This window comes from Anthropogastromicrobium aceti, from assembly GCF_020687335.1.
Classification (GTDB): Bacteria; Bacillota; Clostridia; order Lachnospirales; family Lachnospiraceae; genus Anthropogastromicrobium; species Anthropogastromicrobium aceti.
In genome coordinates this window covers 1-24,989 of the sequence record NZ_JAJEQN010000027.1, presented here as the reverse complement: position 1 = coordinate 24,989, position 24,989 = coordinate 1, and the positions used below count along the sequence as shown (strand labels likewise).

General features: G+C 40.9%; 23 protein-coding genes, 2 tRNA genes and 1 other RNA gene. 23 read left to right on the top strand and 3 right to left on the bottom strand.

Annotated features, from left to right (window positions below; all coding sequences use genetic code 11):
* Nucleotides 1-23 precede the first annotated feature (23 nt).
* The 16 genes from LKD48_RS10765 to LKD48_RS10690 all read left to right on the top strand — a co-directional run bounded on the left by LKD48_RS10765 (nt 24) and on the right by LKD48_RS10690 (nt 13,136).
* A complete protein-coding gene (locus LKD48_RS10765) occupies nt 24-686 on the top strand; it encodes a YigZ family protein (protein ID WP_262537063.1) in 663 nt (220 codons plus the stop codon).
* On the top strand, nt 686-1,402 hold the full coding sequence (locus LKD48_RS10760) for a LytR/AlgR family response regulator transcription factor (RefSeq protein WP_227101309.1): 717 nt from the start codon (nt 686-688) through the stop codon (nt 1,400-1,402). The genes LKD48_RS10765 and LKD48_RS10760 overlap by 1 nt, the downstream gene beginning before the upstream one ends.
* 26 nt (nt 1,403-1,428) lie before the next feature.
* On the top strand, nt 1,429-2,349 hold the full coding sequence (locus LKD48_RS10755; protein WP_308732027.1) for an ATP-binding protein: 921 nt from the start codon (nt 1,429-1,431) through the stop codon (nt 2,347-2,349).
* Between the two features lie 102 nt (nt 2,350-2,451).
* Complete coding sequence (locus LKD48_RS10750) at nt 2,452-2,919, top strand: NfeD family protein (protein ID WP_262537069.1); 468 nt, start codon at nt 2,452-2,454, stop codon at nt 2,917-2,919.
* A gap of 44 nt (nt 2,920-2,963) precedes the next feature.
* Nucleotides 2,964-3,923: an SPFH domain-containing protein gene (locus tag LKD48_RS10745; protein WP_066563498.1), complete on the top strand. Its 960-nt coding sequence runs from the start codon at nt 2,964-2,966 to the stop codon at nt 3,921-3,923.
* A gap of 157 nt (nt 3,924-4,080) precedes the next feature.
* Nucleotides 4,081-5,916 (top strand): translational GTPase TypA, encoded by a 1,836-nt coding sequence (gene typA / locus LKD48_RS10740; RefSeq protein ID WP_262537073.1) that lies wholly within the window; start codon nt 4,081-4,083, stop codon nt 5,914-5,916.
* A gap of 58 nt (nt 5,917-5,974) precedes the next feature.
* Complete coding sequence (gene kduI, locus LKD48_RS10735) at nt 5,975-6,838, top strand: 5-dehydro-4-deoxy-D-glucuronate isomerase (protein ID WP_227101325.1); 864 nt, start codon at nt 5,975-5,977, stop codon at nt 6,836-6,838.
* Between the two features lie 140 nt (nt 6,839-6,978).
* Nucleotides 6,979-7,653 (top strand): response regulator transcription factor, encoded by a 675-nt coding sequence (locus LKD48_RS10730; RefSeq protein ID WP_118614423.1) that lies wholly within the window; start codon nt 6,979-6,981, stop codon nt 7,651-7,653.
* Complete coding sequence (locus LKD48_RS10725; RefSeq protein ID WP_308732026.1) at nt 7,650-9,191, top strand: sensor histidine kinase; 1,542 nt, start codon at nt 7,650-7,652, stop codon at nt 9,189-9,191. The genes LKD48_RS10730 and LKD48_RS10725 overlap by 4 nt, the downstream gene beginning before the upstream one ends.
* Nucleotides 9,169-9,672 (top strand): hypothetical protein, encoded by a 504-nt coding sequence (locus LKD48_RS10720; protein ID WP_262537081.1) that lies wholly within the window; start codon nt 9,169-9,171, stop codon nt 9,670-9,672. Before LKD48_RS10725 ends, LKD48_RS10720 begins: the two co-directional genes overlap by 23 nt.
* A gap of 52 nt (nt 9,673-9,724) precedes the next feature.
* Entirely contained in the window at nt 9,725-10,342 is a 618-nt protein-coding gene (gene hisH, locus LKD48_RS10715) for an imidazole glycerol phosphate synthase subunit HisH (RefSeq protein WP_308732025.1), read from the top strand.
* Nucleotides 10,342-11,106, top strand: a complete 765-nt coding sequence (gene hisF / locus LKD48_RS10710; RefSeq protein WP_066564190.1) for an imidazole glycerol phosphate synthase subunit HisF — start codon at nt 10,342-10,344, stop codon at nt 11,104-11,106. The genes hisH and hisF overlap by 1 nt, the downstream gene beginning before the upstream one ends.
* A 16-nt stretch (nt 11,107-11,122) precedes the next feature.
* A complete protein-coding gene (locus LKD48_RS10705) occupies nt 11,123-11,800 on the top strand; it encodes a uracil-DNA glycosylase (RefSeq protein ID WP_308732024.1) in 678 nt (225 codons plus the stop codon).
* Between the two features lie 36 nt (nt 11,801-11,836).
* On the top strand, nt 11,837-12,679 hold the full coding sequence (locus LKD48_RS10700; RefSeq protein ID WP_227101347.1) for an undecaprenyl-diphosphate phosphatase: 843 nt from the start codon (nt 11,837-11,839) through the stop codon (nt 12,677-12,679).
* Between the two features lie 250 nt (nt 12,680-12,929).
* Nucleotides 12,930-13,012, top strand: a tRNA-Leu gene (locus tag LKD48_RS10695).
* A 40-nt stretch (nt 13,013-13,052) separates the two neighbouring features.
* Nucleotides 13,053-13,136, top strand: a tRNA-Leu gene (locus LKD48_RS10690).
* A gap of 42 nt (nt 13,137-13,178) precedes the next feature.
* Here LKD48_RS10690 and LKD48_RS10685 read toward each other — a convergent pair.
* Nucleotides 13,179-14,882 carry a S8 family peptidase gene (locus tag LKD48_RS10685; protein WP_308732023.1) on the bottom strand — a complete coding sequence of 568 codons (1,704 nt, stop codon included), beginning with the start codon at nt 14,880-14,882 and terminating at the stop codon, nt 13,179-13,181.
* Between the two features lie 198 nt (nt 14,883-15,080).
* On the opposite strand from LKD48_RS10685, the gene dnaG reads away from it, so the two are divergent.
* The 6 genes from dnaG (at nt 15,081) to rnpB (ending at nt 21,918) form a co-directional block, all read left to right on the top strand.
* Nucleotides 15,081-16,832, top strand: a complete 1,752-nt coding sequence (gene dnaG / locus LKD48_RS10680; protein ID WP_308732022.1) for a DNA primase — start codon at nt 15,081-15,083, stop codon at nt 16,830-16,832.
* Between the two features lie 88 nt (nt 16,833-16,920).
* Nucleotides 16,921-17,973 carry an RNA polymerase sigma factor RpoD gene (rpoD, locus tag LKD48_RS10675; RefSeq protein ID WP_408628576.1) on the top strand — a complete coding sequence of 351 codons (1,053 nt, stop codon included), beginning with the start codon at nt 16,921-16,923 and terminating at the stop codon, nt 17,971-17,973.
* A gap of 54 nt (nt 17,974-18,027) precedes the next feature.
* A complete protein-coding gene (locus LKD48_RS10670; protein ID WP_262537088.1) occupies nt 18,028-18,744 on the top strand; it encodes a tRNA (adenine(22)-N(1))-methyltransferase in 717 nt (238 codons plus the stop codon).
* 42 nt (nt 18,745-18,786) lie between these two features.
* Entirely contained in the window at nt 18,787-19,623 is an 837-nt protein-coding gene (locus LKD48_RS10665; RefSeq protein ID WP_066564207.1) for a Nif3-like dinuclear metal center hexameric protein, read from the top strand.
* 2 nt (nt 19,624-19,625) lie between these two features.
* Nucleotides 19,626-21,311, top strand: coding sequence for a nucleoside kinase (locus LKD48_RS10660; protein WP_308732020.1), 1,686 nt, complete (start codon nt 19,626-19,628; stop codon nt 21,309-21,311).
* Nucleotides 21,312-21,576: 265 nt separating this feature from the next.
* Nucleotides 21,577-21,918: RNase P RNA component class A (rnpB, locus tag LKD48_RS10655), an RNA gene on the top strand.
* Between the two features lie 23 nt (nt 21,919-21,941).
* Here the strand turns inward: rnpB and LKD48_RS10650 are convergent.
* Entirely contained in the window at nt 21,942-22,868 is a 927-nt protein-coding gene (locus LKD48_RS10650) for a helix-turn-helix domain-containing protein (protein ID WP_308732019.1), read from the bottom strand.
* Nucleotides 22,869-23,053: 185 nt separating this feature from the next.
* Here LKD48_RS10650 and LKD48_RS10645 point away from each other — a divergent pair, with 185 nt between their 5' ends.
* Nucleotides 23,054-24,526 (top strand): alpha-L-fucosidase, encoded by a 1,473-nt coding sequence (locus tag LKD48_RS10645; RefSeq protein WP_308732018.1) that lies wholly within the window; start codon nt 23,054-23,056, stop codon nt 24,524-24,526.
* A gap of 280 nt (nt 24,527-24,806) precedes the next feature.
* On the opposite strand, the gene LKD48_RS10640 is transcribed toward LKD48_RS10645, so the two are convergent.
* Nucleotides 24,807-24,989, bottom strand: a 183-nt coding sequence (locus LKD48_RS10640) for a hypothetical protein (protein WP_308732017.1), incomplete at its 5' end; no start/stop codon positions are given.

Genomic DNA, 24,989 nt, shown 5'->3' with positions numbered 1-24,989 from the left:
TATAAAGGAATAAGGTGAATAAAATGTCAGAGGCCTACAAGACAGTTTATATTGGAGATACAGCAGAAATCGTAGAGAAAAAATCACGGTTTATTGCAAATTTAGAGCATGTGGAGTCAGAGGAGGAGGCACTTGCCTATATTGAGACGATCCGCAAAAAATATTGGGATGCAAGACATAATTGCTATGCATACTGCATCGGAAAAAAACAGGAGCTAAAGCGCTGCAGTGATGACGGTGAACCTTCACAGACAGCAGGAAAGCCAATGCTTGATGTGCTGACGGGTGCAGGTCTTTGCGACACGGTTGTTGTTGTCACGCGCTATTTTGGAGGTACTCTTTTGGGAACGGGCGGCCTGGTGCGCGCTTATACGGCGGCGGCAAAGGCTGGTGTTGAAGCAAGTGAGGTTATTGAAAAAATTCCAGCTGTACAGTTTTTAGTAAAGGTGACATATAACCAGATAGGAACACTTCTTTATCTGTTGGGACAGCGAGGCTACAGCCAATTAGAAAGCGAATATGCAGAGGATGTAAGCGTGCGCTTTCTTGTACCTCTTACTGAGCGCGCATCTATGGAAAAGCAGCTTCTTGAGAGCTTTCAGGGCAGTGCTAAGACAGAGATTGAAGATTATGGGTACTACGCTAAGAATGGAAAAGAACTTCTTTTGTTTGAGGAGGAAGTGTAATGATAACATGTGCAATGTGTGATGATGAACTGCCATTTGCCGAGCAGCTTAGAAGTCTTGTAATGGCTTATGCAAAAAAAAAGCGAGTGGAGCTGCAGGCTGAAACATTTGCATCTGCGGAGGAACTTTTAGAAGAAATTGAAAACGGTGCAGGCTTTGAAATATTGTTTCTTGATATTGAGATGCGAAAAATGGATGGAATCGAACTTGGAAAAAAGCTTCGTGAGCGCTCATACCAGACACTTATTATATATGTTTCAGGTTATGACCAGTATATGCGACAGTTGTTTGAGGCAGAGCCATTTCGTTTTTTGTCAAAACCATTAAAGCAAGAGGAACTTGAGAATGTGTTAGATAAGGCGTTTGAGCGAATCAGCCGTTTTCACAGAGAGCTGTTTACGATTCGTTTTGGAAAAAACGTGGTGAATCTTCTTTGCCGAGATATTGTATATCTGGAAAGCAATAAGCGAAAGGTAATTGTTCATACTGTGCGTGGAGAATACGAGTATTACCATAAGCTTGATGAGGCTGAGGAAGAGCTTTTAGCAATCAGTGCAGATTTTGTACGGATTCACAAGGCGTATCTTGTGAATATGGAGCACGTTGAGGCCTTTCAGTATGAAAAGCTTGCACTTAGAGATGGCACGATTTTAAGTATAAGTGAGGCACACCGCGCTAATGTGCGCAGCCGCTTCTGGGAATGGGGTTCTGAGTAAGAACAAACATTGAGAGGGATCGAAACATGACAGATTTATTGCTTGTATTATTGATCAATTTTTTTGCATTATATACGACATCACAATATCTTGCAGTTTTGAAAAAAGAAGAACAGAAAAAAACTTGGCGCTGCCTTTTGCCGCATTTCCTTTTATGGTGTGTGTTAAATACGTGCTGTTTGATTCTGATTCGCACAAAAGGAGTTCTAAGCTTATTTAGCGCAGCGGTTGCTGCGATTATTTTGCTGTTCGAGACAATTTTTGCGTTTCAAAAGGAAGAAGCATGGAAGGAAAAGACAAGGCGAAGGGAATATATGACGAGCCGTCAGCTTCAGTACTATGCAAAGCAGTATGAGGCTCTTTCTCATTTTCAGGAAACAATGCGAAAGGAGCGCCATGAGCGAAAAAACCGCAATATGGAGCTTTTGATGCTTGCCCAAAAAGGAGCTTTCGATGCTTTAATCTGCCGCTTGAACGAGGAGCAGATCCTTATGACACCGCACTCATCAACAACAGGAAATAGAACTGTAGATGCGGTGCTTGACTTTGAAAAGGCAGTGGCAAGAGAAAAGAAGATTGAAGTGGAGGAATCTATTTCCATTCCAAGAGAAATGGAGGTGGCAGATTCTGTCTTATGCGGTGTTCTTGGAAATGCGCTTGACAATGCAATTGAGGCATGCGACAGAGTTAGTGAGAAGGAACGTCTTGTGAAGATTTTTATGAAGGTTGAGCGAAAAAATCTTTTTATTGAAATTAAAAATCGCTATGATGGCACCATTTTTAAAGCACAGGATGGACGTCTTATAAGCCGCAAAGAAAATCCACAGGAGCATGGAATGGGGCTTCGCATCATGCATGAACTTTTAGAGCATGCAGACGGAAATGTTGAAACAATGTGGGACGAGCATGTATTTACACTAAGAGTGATGATTTATCATGTGATTTAAAATTTAAGGGTTACAAAAATATCTGGCAAAAATGACAGTCGGAAAAATACTAATCATTTTTGTGGTAGCATAAGAAAAACTAAGATGAAAGGAGGATTAGATGTGGACAGTATCGAAGTTTATGTCTGGCTCATCGTATTTATCGTATTGACAGCGATTGAGATGGCAACATTTCAGCTTGTAACCATTTGGTTTGCTGTCGGTGCCGTTGCAGCATTTATTACTTCACTGTTTTCGACATCGTTAGAAATTCAGCTTATTGTTTTTTTAGCTGTGTCGATGTTGTTATTGATTTTGGTTCGTCCCATTGCCGGACGCTTTCTTCAGACAAAGACGGTCAAGACAAATGTCGATAGTTTAATTGGAGATTATGCGACGGTTACGGCTCGAATACATAATCAGGAAGGCTTTGGAAAAGCTGTAATTCGTGGCCAGGAGTGGACAGCAGCTGCCGAGAAGGATGATGAAATCATCGAAGCAGGCAGCCGTGTTGTTGTCACAGGCATACGTGGTGTCAAACTGATCGTTGCAAAGATTGAGCCGTCAAGGACAGCACAGGAAAACAGTTAAAAGAATAAGCAGTATATCATTTAAGAGAAAAGGAGTGTATGAGTATGTTAGCAGCATCTATTCTTAGTCCTCAATTTATTGCAGGCGTTATTATTGTCATTGTTATTTTATGTATCATTGGTTCATGTATCCGCATTGTGCCACAGGCACATGCTGTTATCGTAGAGCGTCTTGGCGGTTATCTTACGACATGGTCAGTTGGTGTTCATATCAAGATGCCATTTGTTGATCACGTTGCAAGAAATGTTATTTTAAAGGAACAGGTTGTAGATTTTGATCCTCAGCCGGTTATTACAAAAGATAATGTTACAATGCTTATTGATACAGTTGTATTTTATCAGATTACAGATCCGAAGCTTTATGCGTATGGTGTAGAAAATCCGCTGATGGCAATTGAAAATCTGACAGCAACCACATTGAGAAATATTATTGGTGAAATGGAGCTTGATGAGACACTGACCTCTCGCGAGACAATCAATACTAAGATGAGAAGCAGTCTTGATGAGGCAACAGATCCGTGGGGAATTAAGGTAAACCGTGTTGAGCTTAAGAATATCGCACCGCCGTCTGACATCCAAAATTCTATGGAAAAGCAGGCAAAGGCAGAGCGTGACAAGCGTGCAGCGATCCTTAGTGCAGAAGGTGAAAAGCAGTCTGCAATTCTTCGCGCAGAAGGTAAGAAGCAGTCTGCAATCCTTGATGCAGAGGCTGAAAAGCAGGCAGCAATTCTTCGTGCAGAGGCAAAGAAAGAGGCAATGCTTCGTGAGGCAGAAGGTGAAGCAGAGGCAATTCGCCGCGTTTCTCAGGCGAAGGCTGATGGAATTGCTTATATTAAGGAAGCAAAGGCTGATGCAGCCGTTCTTCAGATTAAGAGTATGGAGGCTTTTGAGAAGGCAGCTGACGGTAAAGCAACAAAGATCATTGTGCCGTCAAATCTGGCTTCGATTGCAGGAACATTGACTGCACTTTCTGAAACTGTGCAAAAGGATGCACCAGAATCTTGAAAACTACTTGCAAAATGAATATTATCTGTGCTACAATAAGAGAGTTGCCAACCGGCAGCTCTCTTTTGCTGATGAAAAGTTTAAAAAGACAGATGCTGGTTTGGGGGGATTTGTGTAACTGAATTAAGTTTTTAGCATTAAGAGGAGTTTTTTCTATATGAAAACAAAGAGAGAGACAGTAAGAAACGTAGCGATTATTGCGCATGTTGACCACGGTAAAACGACACTGGTAGATGAGCTGTTAAAGCAAAGCGGAGTATTTCGTGAGAATCAGGAAGTTCAGGAGCGTGTCATGGACTCTAATGATATCGAAAGAGAAAGAGGCATCACTATCCTGTCCAAGAATACTGCAGTTACTTATAAAGACTGCAAGATCAATATCATCGATACACCAGGACATGCGGATTTCGGTGGCGAGGTAGAGCGTGTACTGAAAATGGTAAATGGTGTTATTCTTGTTGTTGACGCATTTGAGGGACCAATGCCGCAGACAAAGTTCGTTTTAAGCAAGGCACTTGAGCTTGACCTGTCTGTTATTGTATGTATCAATAAGATTGACCGTCCGGAGGCAAGACCGGCGGAAGTTGTAGATGAAGTATTAGAGCTTTTGATGGATCTTGATGCAAGTGATGAGCAGTTAGACTGTCCATTCTTGTATGCATCTGCAAAGGCTGGCTTTGCAGTTAGAAATTTAGATGATCCTAGAGAGAATATGGTTCCATTGTTTGAAACCATTATTGAGCATATTCCGGCACCGGAAGGTGATCCAGAGGCACCGACTCAGATTTTGATCAGCACCATCGATTATAATGAATATGTAGGTCGTATTGGTGTTGGTAAGGTTGACAATGGTTTTGTAAAGGTAAATCAGGACTGTGTTATTGTAAATCATCATGATCCGAGTATGAAGCGCCGCGTAAAAATCAGTAAGCTGTATGAGTTTGATGGCCTGAATAAGGTAGAGGTACAGCGTGCTGATATCGGTTCCATTGTTGCAATTTCTGGTATTAGCGATATTCATATCGGTGATACGATTTGTTCACCGGAGAATCCGGTAGCGATTCCGTTCCAGAAGATTTCTGAGCCGACTATCGCAATGAACTTTATGGTAAATGATAGTCCTCTTGCTGGTCAGGAAGGAAAGTTTGTTACTTCAAGACATTTAAGAGAGAGACTGTTCCGCGAGCTGAACACAGACGTTTCCCTGCGCGTTGAGGAGACTGACAACATGGATAGCTTTAAGGTATCCGGAAGAGGTGAGCTTCATCTTTCAGTTCTTGTTGAGAACATGCGCCGTGAGGGATACGAGTTTGCAGTCAGCAAGGCAGAGGTTTTAACAAAGAGAGATGAGAGAAATCGTCTTTTAGAGCCAATGGAGCTTGTTTATATTGATGTTCCAGAGGAGTTTTCCGGTACTGTTATCCAGAAGCTTTCCAGCCGTAAGGGTGAACTTCACGGAATGGGAACAGCACAGGGCGGCTATACAAGACTGGAGTTTTCTATCCCATCAAGAGGTCTGATTGGATTCAGAGGTGAATTCATGACTGATACAAAGGGAAATGGTATCATCAATACTATCTTTGATGGTTATGAGGAGTACAAGGGCGATATCCAGTATCGTAAGCAGGGTTCTATTATTGCATTTGAGGATGGCGAGAGTATCACTTATGGTCTTTACAATGCACAGGAAAGAGGTGTATTGTTTATTGGACCTGGTGAGAAGGTTTACTCTGGTATGGTTGTTGGTCAGACTGGTAAGGCAGAGGACGTAGAAGTTAATGTCTGCAAGACAAAGCATTTGTCCAACACCCGTTCTTCAGGTTCTGATGATGCACTTCGCCTTGTTCCAAAGAAGGTGATGAGCCTTGAGCAGTGTATGGATTTCATTGATACTGATGAGTTACTTGAGGTAACACCAAAGAACCTTCGTATCAGAAAGAAGATTCTTGATCCAACACTTCGTAAACGTGCAGCACTGCGTAAGCAGCAGTAAGCATATAAATAAAGAATGTGTGCGGCGCGTATGCGCCGTGCAGCAAAGGAGGATTTTTATGGAGTTAAGAACTGCTGTAAGTCCAAGAGATGTCAAGACTTATACCACACAGAGGCTCAGAGAGGAATTTCTGATTCAGGGACTGTTTGTACCAGGCGAAATCAAGCTGGTATATAGCCACATCGATCGTATTATCACAGGAAGTGCAACACCGGCAGAGAGTGCACTTGAGTTGACCGCAGGAGATGAGCTTCGTGCAAAGTACTTCTGTGAGAGAAGAGAGCTTGGTGTAATTAACATCGGCGGCAAGGGAACTATCACTGTTGATGGAAAGGTATATACCGTTGACTATAAGGAAGGTATGTACATCGGAATGGGAACACAGAAGATCGTATTCGAGAGTGCTGATGCTTCTAATCCGGCAAAATTCTATTTAAACAGTGCTCCGGCACATCGTACCTGCCCAACTGTTTTAATCAAGCCAGAGGGTACACCAGAGGAAGGTGTTGTCATCGTTAAGGATGAGAACAAGGTAGAGCTTGGTTCACTTGAGCTTTCAAATCATCGTACAATCTGCAAGTATATCCTTCCAGGTCAGGTAGAGAGCTGTCAGCTTGAAATGGGTATGACAAAGCTTGAGCCAGGCAGCGTATGGAACACAATGCCATGTCATACACATGACAGACGTATGGAGGTTTATCTGTACTTTGATATTCCAGAAGATGCATTTGTTATGCATTACATGGGAGAACCGCAGGAGACTCGTCATATCGTTATGAGAAACGAGGAAGCTGTTATTTCTCCAAGTTGGTCTATTCACAGTGGTTCAGGTTCTCAGGCATACACATTTATCTGGGGTATGGTTGGCGAGAATCAGGATTTCGATGATATGGACGGTATTGCAAATCAGGATATCATGTAATCAAGACATTATTTTCCGCTCCGGCATTTGCCGGGGCGGTTTTTTTTGTTCATGCAGTTTTGTTCACATCTTTGCCATATTTATTTGATAAAATGTTTACAAACGCGAATTATGCTGACAAAGAAAGGATGGAATACGCAATGGAAAAGATAAAAGTATTGGTAGTAGATGATGAGAGCAGAATGAGAAAGCTTGTAAGTGACTTTTTGACAAGAGACGGCTATGAAGTCATCGAGGCTGGAGATGGAGAGGAAGCAGTAGAGATTTTTTTCCAGAATAAGGATATTGCAGTAATCCTTCTTGATGTTATGATGCCAAAGATGAATGGTTGGCAGGTGTTAAAGACAATCCGCGAATATTCGCAGGTACCTGTTATTATGCTGACTGCAAAGGGTGAGGAACAGGATGAGCTGCATGGCTTTGATCTTGGTGTAGATGAGTATATAAGCAAGCCATTTAGTCCTAAGATTTTAGTAGCAAGAGTCGGAGCTGTATTAAAGAGAAGCAATCAGGTAAAATCAAGCAAGTTAGAGTGCGGCGGAATAGTGATAGATAAAGCAGCACATCAGGTAACAATAGATGGCAAGGAAATTGAGCTTAGTTTCAAAGAATTTGAACTTTTGACGTATTTTATGGAAAACAGAGGATTGGCACTGTCAAGAGAAAAAATTTTAAATAATGTTTGGAATTATGATTATTTTGGCGATGCCAGAACAATTGATACTCACGTAAAGAAATTAAGAAGCAAGATGGGTGAGAAGGGCGAATATATTCATACCATCTGGGGCATGGGCTACAAATTTGAGGTAGAATGATGAAATCATCCATAAGAACACAGATTATGACTGCCTTTGTTGCAATTCTTACATTGACAATGGTGTTGTGTATAGGGTTAAATAACGGACTGCTGAAGGATTTTTATTATCAGAAGAAGCAGGAAAAGGTTGTTCATTATTATCAAAAGCTTGATCAGCTGACTAATAATAAAAGTGAAAATGATAGTAAAGTCAGCGCAGTTTTGATTAGCATGCGTGATGCAGATAATATTTCTTTTATTCAGACAACATCAGACTGGTCACTAGATGAAGTGAGTGCAAACTGTGTATCTAACATGCAGGCGAGCGAACTTCGTCATCGTCTTATGCAGTATATTTTGGTATGGGACCGCATGGACACAGTCACAACATTAAAGCAAGGGGAACGATATAAAATTTTAAAATATTATGATCCTATTGAAGGAACCTCCTATATGGACTGTTATGGTTCTTTGAGCAATGGAACCTTCTTTTTAATGTCTACGCCGTTAGAAGCTGTGCAGGACAGTGCACAGATTTCCAATCAATTTTTTATGTTCACCTGCTTAGGAGGAATGCTGCTTGCACTTATTGTCATCAGTGTGATATCTAATCGTCTGACAAGACCGCTTCTGCAGCTTGCTGAGATTGCAGATCATATGGCAAATCTTGATTTTACGAGCAAATATACGGGCGATCTGAATAATGAAATTGGTCTTTTGGGAAACAGCATGAACTCAATGTCAGAGCAGTTAGAGAGTACAATTAATCAGCTGCAGACAGCAAATGAACAGTTAAAAAAGGATATTGATGAAAAAATCCAGATTGACGAAGTGCGAAAAGAATTTTTGTCAAATGTTTCGCATGAGTTAAAGACGCCAATTGCATTGATCCAGGGTTATGCGGAAGGTCTTCAGGAAGGAATCAGTGACGATCCAGAAAGCCGTGCTTTTTATTGTGATGTAATTGTCGATGAAGCAAAAAAAATGAACCGCATGGTGCGAAAGCTTCTTACACTCAATCATCTTGAATTTGGACAGGATGCACTCACAGAAGAACCATTTGATATCTGTGAAATGCTTACAACGCTTCTCAATTCAAGTGCACTGGAAATGCAAAAGAAGGAAATTAAGGTGATAAAACAGTATCCTGCTTCCTGTATGGTGATTGGTGATGAATTTAAAATTGAGGAAGTTTGTACTAATTATATAAGCAATGCAATGAACCATGTAAATGGAGACATGCGTATTTGTGTGACGCTAGAGGAACAAGAGGATACTGTAAAGATAACGGTAGCCAATACGGGCGATCCTATTCCAGAAGATTCCCTTGATAAAGTATGGATCAAGTTTTATAAGGTCGATAAAGCAAGAACAAGAGAATATGGAGGAAGCGGTATCGGTCTTTCTATTGTAAAAGCCATTATGGATGCTCATAAGCAGCCGTTTGGTGTATATAATACAGCAGAAGGCGTTGCATTCTGGTTTTGCTTAAAAAAAGCGCCAAAAGAAGAAACAGATGTACAGGAGAATGAGAATGACACAGGAAGTATGGAATAAGATAATAAACAGTGAAATGCTGTTAATCGGAATCGGCACACAGCTGTCAGTGAAAGAGGATAATGAAAAACAAATTGACGAGGTATATGATACGCTGGCAAAGCTGGCAAAAGGAAGAAATTGTTTTGTAATTACCTCAAATACGGATCAAAAGTTGTTAGATGGGCGAATTTCTAAGTTTTTGACGGCAGCACCGAAGGTGGAAGGACAAGAAAAGCAGTGGGAAGCCTATATGAACTGGCTTAGCTGCTCATTGACGCATGAACTTACGATTTTAGAGCTTGGTGAGGGCTTTGCTGATCCGATGGTTATGCGCTGGCCATTTGAGAAAGTGCTGTCCATGCATCAGAAGGCAACGCTGATTCGTGTACATCCGATGCTGTATCAGGTGCCGGCCGATTTAAATGGCAGAGGTATTGGTGTGAAGGAAAATTGCATCCAATTTGTAAAAGAAATAGCAGAACAGTTGTCACATGAATAATCATATGATATAATCAAGCTGTTTTTAAACACATGAATCAGGGGGTGGCACGTTGATAGCGATTATTGATTATGATGCAGGAAACATTAAAAGTGTAGAAAAGGCACTTCTGTCAATGGGAGAGACACCTGTTTTGACAAGAGATCCTGAGGTAATTCTTCAGTCAGATCATATTATCTTGCCGGGAGTGGGATCATTTGGAGATGCGATGGAAAACTTAAATAAGTTTGGATTAATTAATGTTATCCATGAGGCAATAAACAGAAAAATTCCATTTTTAGGTATCTGTCTGGGTATGCAGCTTCTTTTTGAGAGCAGTGAGGAGACACCAGGCGTAGCTGGTCTTGGTATTCTTAAGGGAAAGATTGTGCGCATTCCAGAAGGTCCGGGTCTTAAAATTCCACATATGGGATGGAACTCCCTGAATGTACGCGAGGGAGCGTCATTATTTAAGGGATTGGAAAAGGAACCTTATGTGTATTTTGTGCATTCGTATTATCTGCAGGCCAAAGACCCAAAAATCGTAGCAGCAACAGCAGAATATGGTGTTACTATCCACGCATCGGTAGAAAAAGAAAATGTTTTTGCATGTCAGTTTCACCCAGAGAAGAGTTCAAAAACAGGGCTTGCGATTCTTAAAAATTTCTTGGCGCAAAGGAGGGAAGGCTAATGTTTACAAAGCGAATTATTCCTTGCCTGGATGTACATAACGGACGAGTTGTAAAGGGTGTTAATTTTGTGAATTTAAAGGATGCCGGAGATCCAGTTGAGATAGCGGCAGCTTATGATGCACTAGGTGCAGATGAGCTGGTATTTCTTGATATTACAGCGTCAAGTGATTCCAGAAACATTGTGGTTGATATGGTGCGCAGGGTAGCACAGAAGGTATTTATTCCATTTACTGTAGGCGGCGGAATCCGTACAGTAGAGGATTTTCGTATGCTTCTTCGTGAGGGCGCAGACAAAATATCAATCAATTCATCTGCTATCAATACACCGCAGCTTATAAGTGATGCAGCTGATAAATTTGGAAGTCAGTGTGTAGTTGTGGCGATTGATGCAAAAAAAAGAGCAGATGGCAGCGGATGGAATGTTTATAAAAACGGAGGCCGTATTGATACTGGACTTGATGCAGTAGAGTGGGCAGCAAAGGCTGTAAGAATGGGTGCAGGAGAAATTCTTCTAACAAGTATGGACTGCGACGGTATGAAGACAGGCTACGACATTGCGCTGACAAGACAAGTATCAGAGGCGGTTAGTGTTCCAGTCATTGCATCTGGCGGTGCAGGAACGAAGGAACATTTTTATCAGGCGCTCACAGATGGAAAGGCAGATGCCGCGCTTGCGGCAAGTTTGTTCCATTATAAGGAGCTTGAGATTGCAGATTTAAAACGATATTTGAAGGAACGCGGCATCAGCGTGCGTATCAATTGATTTGTGGAGGAAAACAATGGGGGCAATTGCAAATGACTGGCTTGTGCCGCTTAGCGCAGAGTTTAAAAAGCCATACTATGCCAGTCTCTATAAAAAAGTAGTCGAAGAGTATACCACACATGTGGTGTATCCGCCATCCGATGAGATCTTTACTGCGTTTAATTTAACGCCGCTCTCCAAAGTAAAGGTAGTCATTCTCGGACAGGATCCGTATCATGAGCCAGGTCAGGCACATGGTCTGTCTTTCTCTGTAAAGCCGGGCGTAGAAATTCCGCCTTCTCTGGTCAACATTTATAAAGAACTGCACGAAGACTTAGGCTGCTATATTCCAGACAATGGATATCTGGTAAAATGGGCAAAGCAGGGTGTTTTGATGTTAAATACTCTTTTAACAGTCCGCGCACATCAGGCGTTCTCACATAAGGGGATTGGTTGGGAGCAGTTTACAGATGCTGCTATTGAAGCACTTGCCAGACAGGATCGCCCGATGGTGTTTATTTTGTGGGGCAGACCGGCACAGTCAAAAAAGCCGATGATTTACAATTCAAAGCATCTGATCATTGAATCAGCGCATCCGAGTCCGCTGTCTGCATACCGAGGATTTTTTGGAAGCAGACCATTTAGCCGTACAAATGAGTACTTAAAAGAAAATGGTCTTGCGCCAATTGACTGGCAGATTGAAAATCGTATGTAAAGAGGGAATAACAGAAAGGAAAATCAAAAAATGAATATTATTGAGTGGCTGAGAGTCATTTTTCTTGGCATTGTAGAGGGAATTACCGAGTGGCTTCCTGTCAGCAGTACCGGACATCTGATTTTGGTAGATGCCTTCTGGAAGACAAGTGCACCAGAGGTGTTTACTGCTGAATTTACAGAAATGTTTGATGTTGTTATACAGCTTGGTGCGATCCTAGCGGTTGTCACGGTGTTCTTTTATAAGCTGAATCCATTTTCGGCCAGAAAGACAAAAGAGCAGAAGCACAATACTATTGAACTGTGGAAGAAGGTAATTATTGGCTGTATCCCTGCTGGTGTGATTGGTATATTGTTCAATGATCTTATTGATAAATACCTGATGAATTGGCTTGTAGTAGCAATTATGCTTATTGTAGTCGGAATTGCGTTTATTGCAATCGAGATGAGAAATCAAAAGGTCCGTCCATCAATTGTAAAGTTTACACAGCTTAGCTATAAGACAGCATTTATTATAGGTGTATTCCAGTTATTGTCATTGATCCCGGGAACTTCTCGTTCAGGAATCACGATCATCGGCGGTATGCTGTTTGGATGTTCTCGCTTTATTGCAGCAGAGTATACCTTCTATCTGGCAATTCCTGTTATGTTTGGTGCTAGCGGTCTGAAGCTTGTTAAGTTCCTTGTAAAGGGCGGCGGTTTTTCAGCAGAGCAGTTCTTTGTTGTTTTGTTGGCAATGGTTGTTTCTTATGGCGTTTCTATGATTGTAATTAAGTTCTTAATGCAGTATATCAAGCGTCACAATTTCAACAGCTTTGCGCTTTATCGTATAGCACTTGGTATTATCGTTTTAATTGTTGGTTTTGCAGTTGGCCTGTAATTGACACAGAAGATTGTAACAAAAGAACGAAAAAACACGAATACTCCCACAAAGTAAACTATTGGTTGCTTTGTGGGAGTATTTTTTGGCTTTTAGACACAAAAAGGCACCTACAAAAAGTTTTTTGATTTTTTTTGAAAAAAGTGTTGACAAATCATTGCCCATGTGATAATATATATATCGTCAGGTGAGTAACAGAGAAAACAAAGAAACAACAAATGAAGTTGCTCAACAGACAAAAACAAAATATGCAGTTGTGGCGGAATTGGCATACGCGCAAGACTAAGGATCTTGTGAGCCTAGCTCGTACGGGTTCAAGTCCCGTCAACTGCATTTTTCTAATGCATATCATTAGAAAAACAAAATTGAATATGCAGTTGTGGCGGAATTGGCATACGCGCATGATTCAGGTTCATGTCCATGTACTTGGGTAGGGGTTCAAGTCCCCTCAACTGCATTACAAGCCAAGAGAGAAGATGAAAATCTTCTCTTTTTTGTATTATCGCAAAGCTGCCTCTAGGCAAAGAGCTCCCCAACCTGTGCGAGGATTAGGTACGGGATAGCCTGGAAGTTCTTTTGCACCTGCAATCAGCCATGCCTTTAATTGTTCTCCATATAAAAATAAATTGTTTCTTTTTACAATTCCCCATTCCATTAAAAGAGCAGCACTGCCTGTGACAAATGGTGCAGCAAAGGATGTACCAGATACGGTTTGATATCCGCCAGGAAATGAAGGTACTATGACAGAAACACCGGGAGCGACAAGATCAGGCTTTGTTAAAAGATTTGGCATTGAAGCAGCTCCGCGCCCTGAAAAATCTGCTGGAGTATTCGTTTTTGCATCATAGGCTCCTACAGTAATAACTGAATTAGCAGAAGATGGTACTGTGAGTGTATTATATGGATCGGGAGAAAGAAAACGTGTAGCACCATTTAAGCTAGAGGCAGCAGGAAGCCACATCTCGAATGTACCATTTTTTATTGAAATTGGTTCAATGATAAGACTCCACACACCAGAAGTTAAATAAAAGCTGTCAGCTATTGGAAAAAACTCAAAATAATATTCCTGCAGACGCTGAAACGGAGAAGGTGCACTATTATAAAAAGCTATTTGTGTTTGATCCAGCACTTCGATATTTGTTCCAAATTTGTCAGAAAGCGTGTATTCTATTCCAGAAGGCGCTCTTAGTCTAATACGCACAGCATCTGCGTAATCTTTCCATAGCTGCATATTAAGAGAAGTCTGACGTTCCGAAATAGAAAAATCAACATTTACTGTCTGATCAAGAAAACCCAAGGTATGTATTGGAGAGGCACCTTCATTTCCAGATGCAGCAACTATGCTGATGCGGCCAAGCAGTGATACACGGTTTAGATAAAGTTCAGAAAGTGAGTTTCCTGTATGTGAACCGTAATTATTTCCAAAGCTTATATTTAGTACGAGCGGACGATTAAATTTTAATGCCTTTCTTATGCAGTAATCAATTCCACTAATTAATTCTGTAGTTCTAGGGTACAGCCCTTTATTTTTTCGCATTTTCACTACAATTAGTTCAGTCTCAGGTGCAATACCGCGATAGCGTCCTTTAGAAGCATTGCCATTACCGCAGGCAATCCCAGCTGCAGCAGTACCGTGTCCAGACTCATCTTTTGACAAAGTTTTCCCAGCCCGCAGTGCCTCATTAATTTGTTCATTATTATATTCTGTGCCAAACAGATATCCATCTGGTGGATCTTCATCTCTAGTTTGATCCCACAAAAATAAAACGCGGCTGTTTCCATTTGAATCTTGAAAATCTGGGTGTGTCAGATCAATGCCGGAATCCACAAAACCAACTAAAACTCCATTTCCAGTCAGTGAAAGTGGCGGTAGTGTTACCTGTGTAATACAGGACGAGCGTTTTCCAGAAAGAATTTCAAAAGAAATATAGTGCGGCATCTCTATATAAAGAATTTGCGGCAGTGCGCTAACTGTTGGAATTAGTGACGGCGGCAGCCTAAGCAGTGCAAAATTTTCAAGAAGCATTGAGACCTCGATTTGAGGGTACTGTTTTGTTAGAAAAGACAAGTCTTGTGATGCCAGCACTAATATTTCCCATACACTGCCAGTCAAAACAGCAGACAAAGACGTCGACTTTTCATGTAAGCTTTCAGGCAGCGACAAAGATAAATTTAAAGCGGCATCTGCTTTGGGGTTATTCATATATTTTCTCCTTAAATTTTTGATTTTTTAGAATGAAAAGTTATATTTCTGCATATATATTTACGATGTTACACCGAAGGGCTTTAGTTAAAGGGCCGTTATAAGCTATCTAACCCTTCCTTGAATTTTTGTATAAAATATGGTATGATGCAACAGGACTTAAAAGTACAAAAACAGGGAAAGAAAGGAGCGGCGCTCATGCGGTATTCAGATGAAGTGATAGAGGAAGTACGTGCAAGAAATGACGTAGTAGATGTGATCGGAGGATATATTCATCTGCAGAAAAAAGGAAGCAACTATTTTGGACTGTGTCCGTTTCACAATGAAAAGTCACCGTCATTTTCAGTGTCACCACAGAAACAGATGTATTATTGCTTTGGATGTGGAAAAGGCGGAAATGTTATCACGTTTGTCATGGACTATGAAAATGAAAGTTTTCAGGAGGCAGTTGCGTCGCTGGCAGAAAGAGCTGGAATCGAGCTGCCGCAAGAGGAAGAAAGCGAAGAGAGCAGAAGGCAGGCAGATTATAGAAGTATTTTATTTGCCATACAAAAAGAAGCAGCACGTTATTTTTACCATCAGCTTATGAGCGAAAATGGAAAACGAGGCTATCTTTATCTTCGAGGCAGAGGACTTTCTGATGAGACAATCAAAAATTTTGGCCTTGGATATGCAAATCAATACCCAGACGATTTATATCGCTTTTTGCGGCAGAAGGGGTTTTCGGATGCACAGCTTAAAGATTCTGGTCTTGTAAAGATTGATGAGAGAGGCTGTTATGATAAATTCTGGAATCGTGTTATGTTTCCTATTATGGATATAAATAACAAGGTGATAGGCTTTGGTGGTCGTGTTATGGGAGAGGGAGAACCAAAATATTTAAATTCCCCTGAGACACCGATTTTTGAAAAAAACAGAAATCTTTACGGCATGCATGTTGCAAAGAGAAACAGAAAATCATATTTTCTGATTTGCGAAGGATACATGGATGTCATCAGTCTCCACCAGGCAGGATTTACAAATGCAGTTGCGTCACTTGGAACTGCATTTACAGTACAGCATGGTCTGCTGCTTAAGCGCTATACAAAGGAAGTTGTGCTTACATTTGACAGCGACGGTGCAGGTATCAAGGCAGCACTTCGTGCGATACCGATTCTAAAAGAAGCTGGACTGTCAGCTCGCGTGCTGACGATGAAACCATATAAGGATCCTGATGAATTTATTAAAAATATGGGAGCTGAGGCATATCAAAAGCGCATTGATGAAGCAATCCCCTCCTTCATGTTTGAAATTCAGGTGCTGCGAGATGGCTATGATTTTTCAGATCCAAGCAAAAAAACAGAATTTTTCGAGGAAGCAGCGAACAAGCTTCGCACGTTTGAGGATGTGCTTGAACGAAATAATTATATAGAGGCAGTATCTAGAACATACGGCATAGATTATCAAATTTTAAAACAGAAGGTGGAGGAACATGCCTACAAAGCACCTCAGGCTATGCAGCAGGAAAGAAAGCAGGTACAGAAAAAAAGAGAAAAGGATGAGGGGTTAAAGGCGGCACAAAGACTTCTTTTAACATGGCTTAGCGATCATCCTGGACAGCTTAATCAGCTGGCAGATATTATTATGCCAGAAGATTTTTCTGATTCTCTTTATCAAGAGGTGGCTCGCCTTTTATACAAGCAGATCGAGCAGGGAAAAGGAAATCCGGCAGAGTTGTTAACAAATTTTATTGAAGATGAAAGTCAGTATCAGGAAGTGGCTAAAATCTTTAATGGTGAACTTGTTCAGGAGACATCCGGATCAGAAAAAACAAGAGGAATACGCGAATGTGTGATTCGTTTAAAGCGTCACAGCCTGCAAAAGGAAGCCGACACGACAGATGATATAAAGAGGCTTCAGGAGGTAATGGAAGCGTTAAAAGGATTGGATCATTTGAATATATCTTTTTAATAAGGCAACAATATAGTCAGATATCATAACAAGTAAAACAAAAAAGCCTGCGGGCAGAATGAAGGCAGACATGAAAATGAAGGCAGACATTGAAATGAAAAAGTTAGAATCTGACAAAAGAGTAATGGAATTGATTCATCTGGGAAAGACGCAGGGAGGTTTTGTGGCACTTTCTCAGATTGAGGAAAAATTTCCGGAAGCCATGCGTACAGAGAAGGGATTAGATCATGTGACAGAACTTCTTGGACGCAGCCTGATCTCAATTGGTCAGGAGGAAGAAGAGGATATAGATACGCAAGAAAGCACTTATTACGATGAGGATGAGCCGATAAAGCTTTATATGAAGGATATTGGTAAGGTGCCGTTATTAGATGCAGAGGAAGAGACAAAGCTTGCAAAGCAGGCTTCTCTAGGAGATGAAGAGGCACGAAGAAGGCTTGCAGAGGCTAACCTTCGCCTTGTCGTCAGTGTGGCCAAGCATTATAATGGATGTGGGCTCGCACTTCTTGATCTGATCCAAGAGGGAAATCTTGGCTTGATGAAAGCAGTTGAAAAATTTGATTACACAAAAGGTTATAAATTTTCAACATATGCTACCTGGTGGATTCGTCAGGCAGTTACGCGTGCAATTGCCGATCAGTCAAGAACGATCAGGATTCCAGTCCATATGGTAGAAAACATGAACCGCATCATACGAAAGTCGCGAAGTATGGTGCAGGAGCTTGGAAGAGAGCCCAGCATTAAAGAGGTTGCACAAGCACTCGATCTTCCTGTGGAAAAGGTTAGTGATGCTATTAGGATGAATATGGAGCCAGTGTCTCTTGAAATGCCAATTGGAGAAGAGGAAGAAACACATCTAGGTGATTTTATTCAGGACTGTGGTTCAATGATTCCACTTGAAGAGACAACACGTGTTTTATTAAATGAGCAGCTTTCTGAAGCACTTAGCACACTTACACGCAGAGAGGAGGAGGTGCTTCGTCTTCGCTATGGACTGACAGATGGCAGGGCAAGAACACTTGAGGAGGTCGGTCAGATCTTTCATGTGACAAGAGAACGTATTCGTCAAATTGAGGCAAAGGCGCTTAGGAAACTAAAGCATCCTACAAGAAGTCGTAAATTAAGGGATTATTTAGAGTGATTTGTAAAGAAATATAATATGAAATACAATATAGAGAGGAAATAAAATATACGTATGAAATTATCAAAGAGATTGGAAACAGTTGCATCCATGGTGACAAAGGGAAACCGCGCTGCGGATGTTGGCTGTGACCATGGTTTTGTCCCGATTTTTCTTGTAGAGTCGGGTATATCACCTTTGGCTGTTGCGGCAGATGTGCGTCCAGGTCCGCTTTCGCGCGCAAAGGAGCATATAAAAGAGCATAGATTAGAAGAAAAAATACAGACAAGGCTGTCTGATGGATTGGCAAATATAAAGCCAGGTGAGGCAGATTCATTAATTATGTCGGGAATTGGCGGCATTTTGATGATGCGTCTGCTGCAGGATGAGGAGCATACAGCAAAAAGCTTTAAAGAATTGATTTTGTCACCGCAGTCAGAGCTTTTTGATGTGCGTCGCTATCTTGTATCAAACGGTTATTTGATTGAGTATGAGCATATGCTTTGTGATGAGGGAAAATATTATTTTATTTTTCATGTTCTTGTAAAAAAAGATGAAAGAGAGTGGTCAGAGGAAGAGTATCGTTATGGAAAAGATATCTGTAAGGACGATATGAAGACATTTTTGGCATATCTTGAAAAGGAAGAAAGACAATATGAGCAGATCCTTGAGAAAATGAAGCAGGCACCAGAAAACGATCGTGCCGCGCAGCGAATTGCACAGCTGCATCAGGATATCACCTGTCTGAAAAAGCGCAGACAGTTAGTATACGATTGTGGTTGCTTCGCATAGTTTTGATCAGTTACAAATTTAAGAAAGGCGGATGATACATATATGAAATGCAGTGATATTGAAAAACAGCTGGAACTTTTTATTCCAAAAGGATTGGCACAGACTGATAAAAAAGAAAATACGGGATTAATAGTAGGCAGAAGTGATAAAAATGTTTCAACGATTATAGTTGCTTATCGCATTGATCAGGAAACAATAGATTACGCTGTGTCTGCACAGGCAGATATGATTATTTCTTACGAGCCAATAATTGAGGAGCCTATTTTAACAATTGGAAGCACCAATTATCAGGGCCGCCTTTTACTGCAGCTGCTGCGCCATGATATTGCATGTTACGCGACAGGAAGCAGTTTTGATAAATGTAAGGGAGGCAGTGCTGATTGGCTTGCCTCAAGATTAGAACTTTCTGGTGTGTACATCACTGAGCCGCAGGCATCATATGCAGGAATGGAAGATACAGTCTGCCAAAGTGGTAAAGGACGAATTGGATATTACAAAAAGAAAAAGTCACTTGAGGAACTTACAGACATGATCTGTAATTTATTTTCATTGGAAGGGATCAATGCATATATCTCAAAAAGAGATGATGGACTGACGTTTTCAGATGTAGCAGTTGTTGTATGGGCAGATGAAAAGAGTATAGAGGCTGCTATGGAACGAGGCGTTCAATTGATTGTTACCTGCGGCGTAAGCAGTAAGGAGGCGATGAAGGCTTGCAGTGAGCATAGAGCAGTGCTGGAATTGCCTGGTGAGACAGCAGCACATATATTTGAGACGTGTGTTGAACAGTATCTGTCAGAGGTATTGAGTTCATCAATTGAGATTTTGACGATTCCAATGCAAAGAAAGAGCCGTTTTTTAAAGTGCAGAAAGGAGTAAGGATGATAACTGTTTATTACAATGGAAAGCCGTATCAATATGCAGACAGCACAAAATATTTAGAGTTAGCAAGAACACTGCAGCCACAGTTTGAACATGATATTGTACTGGCATCAGTGAATGGCAAGCTTCAGGAACTGTGGAAATATATTAAGGACGGAGCAAGTGTAAGTTTTCTTACAACGCAAAGTCAGGCTGGAATCATGGCATACAGAAGAAGCGTCGTGCTTCTTTTGTTAAAAGCATTAAAAGATACTATTTCAAAGGAGCGCCTTGGCAGCAATCAGGTAAAGGTGGAATTTTCGCTGAGCAAGGGGTTATTCTGTCATTTTGATAAAGGCCTTGTTTTAGACGAAGAGGAATTAAAACAGGTTCAGACTTCCATGGAGATACTGCGTGAAGCTAATTATCCAATTGAGAAATATAGCATTAGTACTGAAGCTGCTATAGAGCAGTTTGGAAAAGCAAAAATGACAGATAAGGAAAGATTGTTTCGCTTTCGCCGTGCTTCAAAGGTTAATATTTATTCACTTGATGGCTTGGAGGACTATTATTATGGGTATATGGTGCCGTCTACAGGCTATTTAAAGTATTTTAAGCTGTATTCTTACGAGGATGGTTTTGTGCTTCAAATGCCAGTTAGGGAAGCACCAGAGGTAATTCCTGAATTTGAGCCGCAGCATAAGCTTTTTAAGGTTATGAGAGAGACTGGTAAGTGGGGAGAGGAGCTTGGTGTTGCGACAGTAGGTGAGCTTAATGAGCTGATTACAGGAAAGACAAATAAAAAATCCTCCTGCAGAGATATTACGGATCTGATTTTAGTGCAGGAAGCACTGATGGAAAAAAGAATGGCGCATATTGCAGATGCAATTGCAAAGGATCCACAGAAAAAAATCATTCTTATTGCTGGTCCGTCTTCGTCAGGAAAGACAACCTTTTCCTATCGTTTGTCTGTGCAGTTAAAGGCAGCAGGACTTCGTCCTCATCCAATTGGTGTGGACAACTATTTTGTTGATCGCGAAAAAAGCCCAAAAGATGCAGATGGAAATTATAATTATGAAGATCTTGAGTGCATTGATGTGGCACAATTTAATCAGGATATGGAAGATTTGTTACAAGGGAAGACAGTTTCCATGCCGACTTACAATTTTATTACAGGACGCCGCGAATATAAGGGCAATTTCTTGAGACTCGGTCCAGAAGATATTCTTGTTATAGAGGGAATCCATTGCCTGAATGAAAAGCTTTATCCGTTACTGCCAAAGGAATCCATTTTCCGTATTTATATCAGTGCACTTACACAGTTAAATATTGATGAGCACAATAGAATCCCAACTACAGATGGGCGTCTGATTCGCCGTATGGTTCGCGACGCAAGAACAAGAGGTGCATCAGCACAGGATACGATTGCAATGTGGAATAATGTCAGAAAAGGCGAAGAAAAAAATATTTTTCCATATCAGGAAACAGCAGATGTTGTGTTTAATTCCGCTCTTATTTATGAACTGGCTGTATTAAAGCCATATGCAGAGCCGCTGTTATTTGGAATAGACAGAAACGCACCAGAATATTCAGAGGCAAAACGCCTGCTGAAATTCTTTGACTACTTTGTTGGTATTGACAGCCAGAAAATTCCGATCAATTCAATTTTAAGAGAGTTTATCGGCGGAAGCTGCTTTAATGTGTAATTTACAGTTCACACGTCATGCTAGATCTGGATAAATCTCATGCTTGCATGAAGATTTGACAGATCAGCATGACGAAGTGGACGCCAGTTCATGAGCAAAACAAAGTTGCGCGCAAACCTTGTTTGCGGTTAGCAACGACGCACGGGACGTGCGGTTTTGCGAATGGGCGTCCCGTGAACTGTCCCGTGAACTGTAATAATGGGACGCCCGTTCAAAAAAACACTTTACAAATTCAAAAAATGTGGTAAAATAGTTAGGCATGGTTTGAGCAGGACAAGTGATCGCGGCTGCAGAAACGAAAGGCTGCAGGTGAGGAAAGTCCGGGCTTTATAGGGCAGGATGCCGGATAACGTCCGGTGGAGGTGACTCCCAGGAAAGTGCAACAGAAAATAACCGCCCGCAAGGGTAAGGGTGAAAAGGCAGTGTAAGAGACTACCGCTTGTCTGGTAACAGAGAAGGCTGTGTAAACCCCATCCGAAGCAAGACCGAACAGAAAGCATACGGTTGCCCGCCGGCTTTCGGGTAGGTCGCTTGAGCCTGGTGGCAACATCAGGACTAGATAGATGATCACTCCAGACATAACCCGGCTTATCGTTCTGGTCAAATCGTGTACAAAAACCCCGAAGGCAATTATGTCTTCGGGGTTTTTGTGTTGTTTCTTCTTCGATAAGTGCCTGGTGTACAGCCCATCTGCTGACGAAAGGCATAGGAAAAATGCTCTGGAGAGGAGTATCCTGTTTGTTCAGCAATTTCGCTAAGAGAGTAGGATGTAGTTTTTAAGAGGATGCAGGCAGCGCTGATGCGAGCCTGTGTCCTTTTTTTCTGAAATGTAGTTCCATACTGCTTTTGAATCATGCGCTGCAGCTGTCTAGTAGAGATATGGGAGACAGCAGCCAGATCAGACAGTGTGATGCTTTTATAATTGTTTAAAAAAGCTTCCTCAATGGCAAGAGGAGACATCGCATTTTGAAGCAAATTTGTCTTATCTTGAGCTGCTTCATTTAGCGTTATTTGTCTTTGCTGCTGTGGTATAGCAGGTGTATTCGGATTAGTCTGATAGCAGCGAACAAGAAGACAAAAAAGTTGCATAAACAGGCCAGACATGTAAGCTTGGTGACCGACAAGCGCAGGCATAGCTGCTTCCGAAAAGATTTGTTTCATAATTGGAAGAATACCTGTAGTATCAGTCCCAATCCAACATGTCTGCTGTAAGAATGACTGCACAAGATGTTTGTCAAAAAGTGTATCATCATGCTGATCTGGGGATGCGATAAGCTGCATGTAGACACACATTTCTGTCATGGGATGTGCATGGTCTGGAGTTTGCTCATGAAAAATATGAGGCCCTGTTATATATATGCTGCCTGCTGCAACAGGAAATCGTGTATTATTTAAAAGAATGCTTCCATTGCCATCTGTGATGCAGTGAATTTCATAACAGCCCTTTGCATGACTGTGTCCTGGGATAACAAAATTAATTACACCGTCTGATAGCATAGAAACACGAAAGTGCGCATTATCAATTGAAAAACAGTAGGAAAGATGATTTAAATGCATAAAACAGCCTCCTTTTGTCGTCAGTATGTCAGAAATTATGATTTCTGTCAATGAAAAAATGCGAAAACACGACATAAATTAAAAAAATAGGTCATGGCATTGTCTTGAATATACAGGTGACTTTTTTTATAATGCAGATATCAGCAACTTATAAAAACAAAACGGACAAAAAGGAGGCATATTTTATGTATGACATGAAACCTTATTTAAAAAGAATAGATGAGGTAATTAAAAAAGGTCCTTATAAGGATACATGGGAATCATTATCACAGTATCAGGCACCAGATTGGTACCAGAAGAAAAAGTTTGGAATTTTTATTCATTGGGGTGTGTATAGTGTGCCGGCATTTGGAAGTGAGTGGTATTCCCGCAACATGTATATTCAGGGTTCTCCAGAATATGAGCACCATATTAAGACATATGGAAAGCATAGTGAGTTTGGCTACAAGGATTTCATTCCAATGTTTAAGGCAGAGAAGTTTGATCCAGATGCATGGGCATCATTATTTGAAGAAGCAGGTGCACAATATGTTGTCCCAGTTGCAGAGCATCATGATGGATTCCAAATGTACAAGAGTGAGATATCTCATTGGAATGCTTATGAAATGGGACCAAAGCGTGATGTATTAGGTGAACTTGGCAGAAGCTGTAACCAAAAAGGAATGCGCATGGGGGCATCTACACACCGTATTGAGCATTGGTTTTTTATGAGTCATGGAAAAGAGTTTGAAAGTGACATTAAGGAACCTATGGAGCGCGGTGATTTCTATTGGCCGGCAATGAAGGAGGCAGATCTGCAAGATATTAACAGTGAGCCGACGCCGACAAAGGAATTTTTGGAAGATTGGCTGGTACGTACTTGTGAAATTATTGACCGCTATCATCCACAGATTCTATATTTTGACTGGTGGATCCAGCATTCATCTGCAAAGCCATATTTAAAGAAATTAGCAGCTTATTATTATAATCGTGCAGCAGAATGGGGAACTGGTGCAGTTCTTAATTATAAGCATGATGCGTTTTTATTTGGAACAGCAGTGCCGGATGTAGAGAGAGGTCAGTTTGCAGAAGTTAAGCCATATTTGTGGCAGACAGATACAGCGATTGCATTGAATTCATGGTGCTATACAGAAAATAATCAGTTTAAAAATCCGGCAGATTTAATTTGTGATCTTGTCGATATTGTAAGTAAGAATGGTCGTATGCTCTTAAATGTGGGACCAAAATCAGATGGAACTATATCCAAAGAGGATCAGTATGTATTAAGAGAGATAGGAAGCTGGCTTAAGGTAAATAATGAGGCAATTTATGATGCTCAGATATGGCGAAAAGCAGCAGAGGGTCCAACAGAAATTGTGGAAGGCCAGTTCTCAGATGGTATTAAGAAAAACTTTACCTCACAGGATTTTCGTTTCACAACTGCAAATGGAAAACTGTATGCAACTGTATTAAAATGCAGCACAGACCATACATACTGTATTAAATCACTTGGTATTCAGGATGCAAGTAAGAAGGCAAACTTTAACGGAATCATTCGCAAGGTAGAGGTGCTTGGCAAAGATGGAGAGCTTGCTTGGACAAGAGACGAGGAAGGTCTTCATATTGAGTGTGGAGTGGAGAGCGATAAGCCAATTGTGTTCCGTATTACGATTGATTGATGGCAACAATACGCAGATTTGGGAAGGGGCGCTTAGGTGCCCCTTCTTCATATTAGAAAACAAATTGATTACAAAAGTACTGAAAAACGCGGAAAATGGAGTCTGAATAGAAATAATCGAAAAAAATGAAAAAATTAAGAAAAAACAGTTGACAAGAAGAATGAAAGGTGCTATTATAGCAAAGTCGCTTGTGAGACAGTCGATTAGTACAAAAAAAACTAAAAAAAGTTTGAAAAAAGTGCTTGACAAATACAAGATGATATGATAAAGTAATAAACTGTCAGCGAACAGTACGAATGAGTGCTAAAACTGATAAAAAAGAACCTTGATAATTGAACAGTATAACCAACCCTGAAGATTTCTTAAAAAGCCAGATTGCGAAAGCAGTCAGGCAAGTGAAATTTTTAGCGTAGTATAAACTACAACCTATAAAAACAGTAAAGTCTTTTAAGTAAGACACACA